The organism is Flavobacterium soyae, from assembly GCF_021245985.1.
GTDB classification, from domain to species: domain Bacteria; phylum Bacteroidota; class Bacteroidia; order Flavobacteriales; family Flavobacteriaceae; genus Flavobacterium; species Flavobacterium soyae.
The window spans coordinates 42775-49398 of the sequence record NZ_JAJQXA010000024.1; the positions used below are offsets into that span (position 1 = coordinate 42775).

8 protein-coding genes are annotated in these 6624 nt (G+C 32.9%); 7 read left to right on the plus strand and 1 reads right to left on the minus strand.

The window, feature by feature from the left end:
• Positions 1 to 5 precede the first annotated feature (5 nt).
• The 7 genes from LUU93_RS20480 to LUU93_RS20510 all read left to right on the plus strand — a co-directional run bounded on the left by LUU93_RS20480 (position 6) and on the right by LUU93_RS20510 (position 5899).
• Positions 6 to 407, plus strand: a complete 402-nt coding sequence (locus tag LUU93_RS20480) for a GxxExxY protein (protein WP_232683023.1) — start codon at positions 6 to 8, stop codon at positions 405 to 407.
• A gap of 126 nt (positions 408 to 533) precedes the next feature.
• Complete coding sequence (locus LUU93_RS20485) at positions 534 to 1397, plus strand: TraB/GumN family protein (RefSeq protein WP_232683024.1); 864 nt, start codon at positions 534 to 536, stop codon at positions 1395 to 1397.
• Positions 1398 to 1475: 78 nt separating this feature from the next.
• Positions 1476 to 1907, plus strand: coding sequence for an RNA polymerase sigma factor (locus tag LUU93_RS20490; RefSeq protein ID WP_406845623.1), 432 nt, complete (start codon positions 1476 to 1478; stop codon positions 1905 to 1907).
• A complete protein-coding gene (locus LUU93_RS20495) occupies positions 1897 to 2511 on the plus strand; it encodes a hypothetical protein (RefSeq protein WP_232683026.1) in 615 nt (204 codons plus the stop codon). The genes LUU93_RS20490 and LUU93_RS20495 overlap by 11 nt, the downstream gene beginning before the upstream one ends.
• A gap of 160 nt (positions 2512 to 2671) precedes the next feature.
• Positions 2672 to 3304 carry a dethiobiotin synthase gene (bioD, locus tag LUU93_RS20500; protein WP_232683027.1) on the plus strand — a complete coding sequence of 211 codons (633 nt, stop codon included), beginning with the start codon at positions 2672 to 2674 and terminating at the stop codon, positions 3302 to 3304.
• 20 nt (positions 3305 to 3324) lie between these two features.
• Positions 3325 to 4596 carry an adenosylmethionine--8-amino-7-oxononanoate transaminase gene (bioA, locus tag LUU93_RS20505; RefSeq protein WP_232683029.1) on the plus strand — a complete coding sequence of 424 codons (1272 nt, stop codon included), beginning with the start codon at positions 3325 to 3327 and terminating at the stop codon, positions 4594 to 4596.
• Positions 4597 to 4729: 133 nt separating this feature from the next.
• Positions 4730 to 5899, plus strand: a complete 1170-nt coding sequence (locus LUU93_RS20510) for a beta-ketoacyl synthase N-terminal-like domain-containing protein (protein ID WP_232683030.1) — start codon at positions 4730 to 4732, stop codon at positions 5897 to 5899.
• A 73-nt stretch (positions 5900 to 5972) separates the two neighbouring features.
• Here LUU93_RS20510 and LUU93_RS20515 read toward each other — a convergent pair.
• The coding region (locus LUU93_RS20515) for a RemA C-terminal-like gliding motility protein (RefSeq protein WP_232683031.1) at positions 5973 to 6624 on the minus strand (652 nt) is incomplete at its 5' end.

A 6624-nucleotide genomic window follows, 5' to 3' on the forward strand; every position in this document is an offset into this window, starting at 1 on the left:
GTACAATGTCTGACTTATTACATAAAGAAAAATCAAAATCTATTCTAAAAGTGTTTTACGATGTTTATAACCAATTAGGTTATGGTTTTCTGGAAAAGATTTATCAAAACGCAATGTATTTTGAACTAAAATCACAAGGCTATAAAGTAGAAGCTCAAAAACAAATCAAGGTATATTTCAAAAATCAATTAGTTGGCGAATATTATGCTGATTTGGTAATTGATGATGTAATCATAATAGAATTAAAAGCCTGTGAATACCTTTTAAGTTCTCACATTGCCCAATTAATGAATTATCTCAAATCGACAAAAATGGAAGTCGGCCTACTTTTAAATTTTGGAGAAAGTCCCGAATTCAAACGCTTAATTTACACAAATAACAGAAAACCAAATTTAATACTGCGTTAACCCGTTTAATCTGTTTTATCAGTGGGCAAAAAAAATAATCTTTTTTTGTAACGTTTTGACTATTCCTATACTTACAACTCGTAATTACAAAATGAGTTTTAGTCATTAACTTAATCAATCCTCAAAATGAAAAAAGTATTCCATTTATTTATAGCATTTATACTAGTTGTTTTTAGCATAAAATCACAAGCTCAAACCAAATCTCCTAAATTAGAAAATTCTCTTTTATGGGAAGTTTCCGGAAACGGACTTTCTAAACCTTCTTATTTATACGGAACGATTCACATGATTTGTTCATCGGATTATTTTCTAACTGAAAAAACTAAAAAAGCTTTAGAATCTTCAGAAAAATTAATACTCGAAATCAACTTTTCTGACCCAAAAGAAATGTCAGAAATGCAGCAATTGGCAATGGGAAAAGAACCGTTGAGTAAAAAAATGAATCCAGAACAGTTAGCTAAATTAGATGCAATTCTCAAAAAAACAACCGGAATGACGGTACAGCAAGTCGATAGCTTTAGTTTGCTGACTGTAATGAGTTTGATTTCAATGAAAAGTTTTGGCTGTGCCGATTTAAAATTCTACGAAATGGAATTCATTGAGCAGGCTAAAAAAAGAAACATAGAAATTGGCGGGCTTGAGACTGTAAAAGAACAATTCGGGATGTTTGATAAAGCGTATTCAAATGATGAAATGATTGAAATGCTGGAAGAGTCAACACCAGAAGAATCAACAAAATTAGTGTCAATGTATAAAACTGAGAATATTGATTTGTTGTATGATTTTACAACAGATAAAAAATATACAAGTGATAAAACAAAAAAGATTATTCTTGATGCAAGAAATTTAAACTGGGTAAAAAATATGCCCGAATTAATGAAGAATCAAAGCATCTTTTTTGCTGTTGGATCAGGGCATTTAGCAGGAGAATTTGGAGTTATTAATTTATTAAGAAAAGCAGGTTATAAAGTAAAACCAATCCTGAATTAATAGATTTTGAAAGAAAGGGAACAAGAATTTTTAAATCGGATTGAAAGTCATAAAGGAATTTTGTACAAGGTTTCTAAAATGTACATGGATACATATGATGATCAGCAGGATTTATTTCAGGAAATTATTTGTCAGCTCTGGAAATCGTATGATTCTTTTCGAAATGAAAGTCAGTTTTCGACCTGGATGTATCGGGTTGCTGTAAATACGGCGATTGTTTTCCTTAAAAAAGAAAAGCGGAAAGTTGATAAATATGAAATTGCTTCAGAGAATATAAAAGAAGAGGCAGGCGATTCTCAGATCAAGGAAAGCCAAATCGAACATTTTTATAAAGCAGTTCAAAAACTGGAAAAGATAGATAAAGCAATTATTTTTTATCAGTTAGAAGGGTTTTCGCATAAAGAAATTGGGGTAAACCTCGGAATCTCCGAAGGAAATGCGAGAGTAAAACTGAACAGGGCAAAAGAAAAATTAAAAGAAATAATTAAAAACCAAGGATATGGATTTTGATGAAATACAAAACGCATGGAATAACGATAAACCAAATAATATTGTTGTTCCTAATAATTTAGAAAAAATACAATCGGCAAATACACCTTTGGATAAAATTAAAAAGAATCTAAAAACAGAATTTTATTATCAAGTTCTGTCTATAATTTTCATTGGTACAGTTCCTTTGATTGCTAATCTGCCGCCAAAATGGACTTTTTTTTATTATTTACTTTTTAGTCTTTTTACAGCAGTTTCTGTTTATTATTTATTGAAGCTTTATTTTTTTTATAAAAGATTAAATAATACCACTTTAACAACGAAAGACAGTTTATATGAAACTTATTTTGACATAAGATTGAATATGGAATTGTACAAAACATTTGGTTTTGCCTTAACACCGTTTTTGGTTTTATATCTTTTGGGTTTTTATTATTACTCGTTTTCAAAAATCCCCGGATTTTTTGATCACGAATTTTCGAACGGACAACTAATCGGATTCTTTTTGGTTGTTGTTTTTGCCGTACTTTTTATGGGGATTTCTTTGGAATGGTGGGTTCATAAATTTTATGGAAAATTTGCTAAAGAAATAAAGAAAGTTATCGACGAATTAAAAGAAGAATAATAAACAGAACCCACCGTAATGATGGGTTTATTTTTATTGGTATTTTTGAGGAAATTATTACACAGAGATACACAAAGAAAAACGCAAAATAGCACAAAGTATAAAAACAACTTTGTGAATCTTCTTGGTTCTTTGTGTGTCTCTGCGAAACAACAAACTTATGAAAATATTTGTAACAGGAATTTCGACAGATGTTGGTAAAACAATCGCGTCTTCGATTATTGTTGAAGCTTTAGAAGCTGATTATTGGAAACCTATTCAGGCTGGAGATTTAGATAATTCCGACAGTCATAAAATTCAATCCAGAATTTCAAATAATAAAACTAAAATTTTTGAGAACAGTTATAAATTAAATACACCGGCAAGTCCGCATTTGGCCGCAGAAATTGATGGAATAAAAATCAAATTAAATCAAATTCAGGAACCGAAAACGAAGAATAATTTAGTTATTGAAGGTGCAGGCGGAATCTTTGTTCCGTTAAATGATGAAGAAACAATCATCGATTTAATACAACCGGATTATAAAATTGTTGTTGTTTCAAGACATTATCTGGGAAGTATCAATCATACTTTATTGACGATTGAAGCAATTCAGAATCGAGGATTTAAAGTAGCTGGAATTATCTTCAGCGGAAGCGAAAACAAATCAACAGAAAGTTTAATCCTGAATAAAACCGGAATAAATTGTATCGGAAGAATTGACGAAGAACTTTATTTCGATCAAAATGTAATTAAAGAGTACGCTGATTTATTTAGAGACAACATATTGGCTTTAGAAAAATCTAAAATCTAAATTCTACAATCTGAAATCAAATGAGCTTAACAGAAAAAGACCGCCAATATCTTTGGCATCCTTATACACAGCATAAAACTTCGCAAACACCAATTGCAATTACAAAAGCAGAAGGCGCATTGCTTTGGGACGAAAATAATAAAGAATACATCGATGCAATTGCTTCCTGGTGGGTAAACCCTTTTGGGCATAGTAATAAATTTATTGCCGATGCTATTTACAAACAATTGACGACTTTAGAACACGTTTTGTTTGGCGGTTTTACACATGAACCAGCAGTAAAAACTGCTGAAAGATTAATGGAAATTTTGCCGAAAAATCAGCAGAAGATTTTCTTTTCAGATAATGGTTCTACAGCGGTTGAAGTGGCGATAAAAGTAGCACTTCAGTATTTTTTCAATAAAAATGAAAAACGCACCACGATTATTGCTTTTGAAAATGCTTTTCACGGTGACACTTTCGCAGCAATGGCGGCAAGCGGAATCTCGTTTTATACACAAGCTTTTCAAGGTATGTTTATAGATGTAGTTCGAATTCCGGTTCCAATAAAAGGGCAGGAGCAGGCAAGTTTTGACGCTTTAGAAAATGCAATTAAAAAACATAATTGCGCGGGATTTATTTTTGAACCTTTAGTACAGGGTGCAGCAGGAATGGTAATGTACGAACCGGAAGCGTTAGAAAAATTGATTAAAATTTGTAAAGAAAATCAAGTCTTAACAATTGCCGATGAAGTAATGACAGGTTTTGGAAAAACAGGAAAAACTTTTGCTATGGATTATGTTTTAGAAGAACCGGATATGATTTGCCTTTCGAAAGCATTAACCGGAGGTACAATCCCGATGGCAATTACGACTTTTACTCAGGATATTTTTAATGCATTTTATGATGATGACATTAATAAAGCCTTATTTCACGGACATACATTTACAGCAAATCCAACAGGTTGTGCAGCAGTTTTAGCAAGTATAGATTTATTGCAGACTCCAAAAATGCAGCAAAATATTGAAAGAATAAATGCAAGTCATTTAAATTTTCAAAAGAAGATCGAGAATCATTCGAAAGTAATTACTGCCAGAACATTGGGAGTAATTTTTGCCGTTGAAATAAAATCAGAGTCAGAGGAAAGTTATTACGGATCAATGCGCACAAAATTATATAATTTCTTTATTGATAAAGGAGTCGTTTTGCGCCCCGTTGGAAATATCGTTTATATTCTTCCTCCATATATAATGACAGATGAACAGCTCCATAAAGTATATACTACAATTGAAGAAGCCATTGAAATGGTATGATTTGCCCCATAGATTTAACGGATCAAACCGATTTGCACCAAAAAAATAAGTAATCTGTGTCAATTCGTTAAATCAGTATTATCAGTGTGCTATTTTTGTAAAACTTTGCGAACTTTACAGCAAATTAAATATTGTGAACACACAAAAAATTGCCATAACAGCTTTTTCATCTATTTCTCCTTTAGGAAATACCACAGACGAAGTTTGGAAAAAATACCACGACAAAAAACATTGTTTTACAAAACAGTTTTTAGACGGACAGGAAACTTCGGCTGCTGTTTTAAATGCAGAATCAAAGAAAATTATAGAAGAAATTCGTGAATCTGATATCAAGTATAAGTTTTTAGATGATTCTGTTTTATTTGCCTTAGCTGCATCGAGAAAAGCGGTTCAAGAGGCCGGCTGGAAATCAAATGATATTTTCGGGATTAATATTGGATCTTCAAGAGGCGCCACAGATTTATTCGAAAAACATTATAGAGAATATCTTGAAACTGGAAAAGCACAAACTTTGGCTTCACCAACAACAACTTTAGGAAATATTTCGTCCTGGATTGCACATGATTTACAAAGTGCCGGGCCTGAAATTTCGCATTCGATAACTTGTTCAACGGCGCTTCATGCACTTTTAAACGGAGCTGCGTGGCTGAAATCCGGAATGGCTGATAAGTTTTTGGTTGGAGGAAGTGAAGCTCCTTTAACCGATTTTACCATTGGCCAAATGCGGGCTCTAAAAATTTATTCGCGTATTGACCAAAACATTGATTTGTGGCCAAACTTAGCTTTTGATTTCAAGAAAACACAAAACACCATGATTTTGGGTGAGGGGGCTGCAGTTTGTTGTTTAGAAGCAGGAGAAAAAGAAAATGCAATAGCCTATGTTATTGGTATTGGTTATGCGACTGAAATTTTGGAACACAATATCTCAATTTCTACAGAAGCAGACTGTTTTCAAAAATCCATGAAAATGGCTTTAAAAGGTGTTGATTTAGAAAGTGTTGACGTCATTGTTATGCATGCTCCGGGGACTATAAAAGGAGATTTGACAGAATTACGGGCGATTGAAAAAGTTTTTGGGTCTGAATTACCTTTGTTAACGACTAATAAATGGAAGATAGGGCATACTTTTGGGGCATCCGGGATGCTGAGTTTAGAATTGGCACTTTTGATGCTGCAGAATGACACTTTTATAGAAACACCTTTTTCAGAATCAAAAAAACAAGACAAGCCAATTAAAAAGGTTTTGATTAATGCTGTAGGTTTTGGCGGGAACGCTGTGAGTATTTTAATTGAAAAAGCCTAATATTTATCTTATTTTAAAACAAAAAATCCATTCCGTTTTGCGGAATGGATTTTTTTATTGGAGGATTTTTTTTCTATTTAAAGATAATCTTTCTGGTTGCTTCGGCTTTGTTTTCAAGAGTTGTTTTTACCAGTAAAACCTGATCAGCAGCCTGCAGATTTGGGATTGACAATTCTGCTGTTCCTACTTTATTTTTACTGTATAAAAGTCTGCCGGTAATATCAAATATGTTTACTTCTTTAATATTTTCTTTAGAAGATGTTACTTTGATTGTTTTATCTTTTACAGAAACCAAAAGTCCGTCTTTTACATTTTCAAAATCTCCTGTTCCTAATGTTTTATTAGTATAACGAAGCGTGAAACGATCTGTAAAAGTTCCTATTTCGGTAGTAAATTTATAGTTTCCGGCTTTCAGGTCATAAACAGTCCCCGTTGTTTTATCTTCAAGATAAACCGCCTGATTGTTCAGCAGGCCGTCAGTATGGTCTATAGAAATGGTAAACTCTCCGGCAACGGCTGTTTTATAGCCAAGGGGGATTAAATCAGTGTCTTCAAAAGGAAGTGCACGTCCCTGAACCGTTAATTTTTTTGCATCGCTGATACTGTAGAAATCTACATAAGTATTTCCGTTAAGGGTTGCCGCATCATAATTTTGATCCCAGCTGTTTGTTGCCCCGTTTATATAACCAATTAATGCCTGTTTAAAAGCGCCTTCGGCATTAGTA

Excerpts from the sequence above, each read along its gene's own strand:
- LUU93_RS20480 (WP_232683023.1), top strand. The coding sequence starts at position 6 with ATGTCTGACTTATTACATAAAGAAAAATCAAAATCTATTCTAAAAGTG.
- LUU93_RS20485 (WP_232683024.1), top strand. The coding sequence starts at position 534 with ATGAAAAAAGTATTCCATTTATTTATAGCATTTATACTAGTTGTTTTT.
- LUU93_RS20490 (WP_406845623.1), top strand. The coding sequence starts at position 1,476 with ATGTACATGGATACATATGATGATCAGCAGGATTTATTTCAGGAAATT.
- LUU93_RS20495 (WP_232683026.1), top strand. The coding sequence starts at position 1,897 with ATGGATTTTGATGAAATACAAAACGCATGGAATAACGATAAACCAAAT.
- bioD (WP_232683027.1), top strand. The coding sequence starts at position 2,672 with ATGAAAATATTTGTAACAGGAATTTCGACAGATGTTGGTAAAACAATC.
- bioA (WP_232683029.1), top strand. The coding sequence starts at position 3,325 with ATGAGCTTAACAGAAAAAGACCGCCAATATCTTTGGCATCCTTATACA.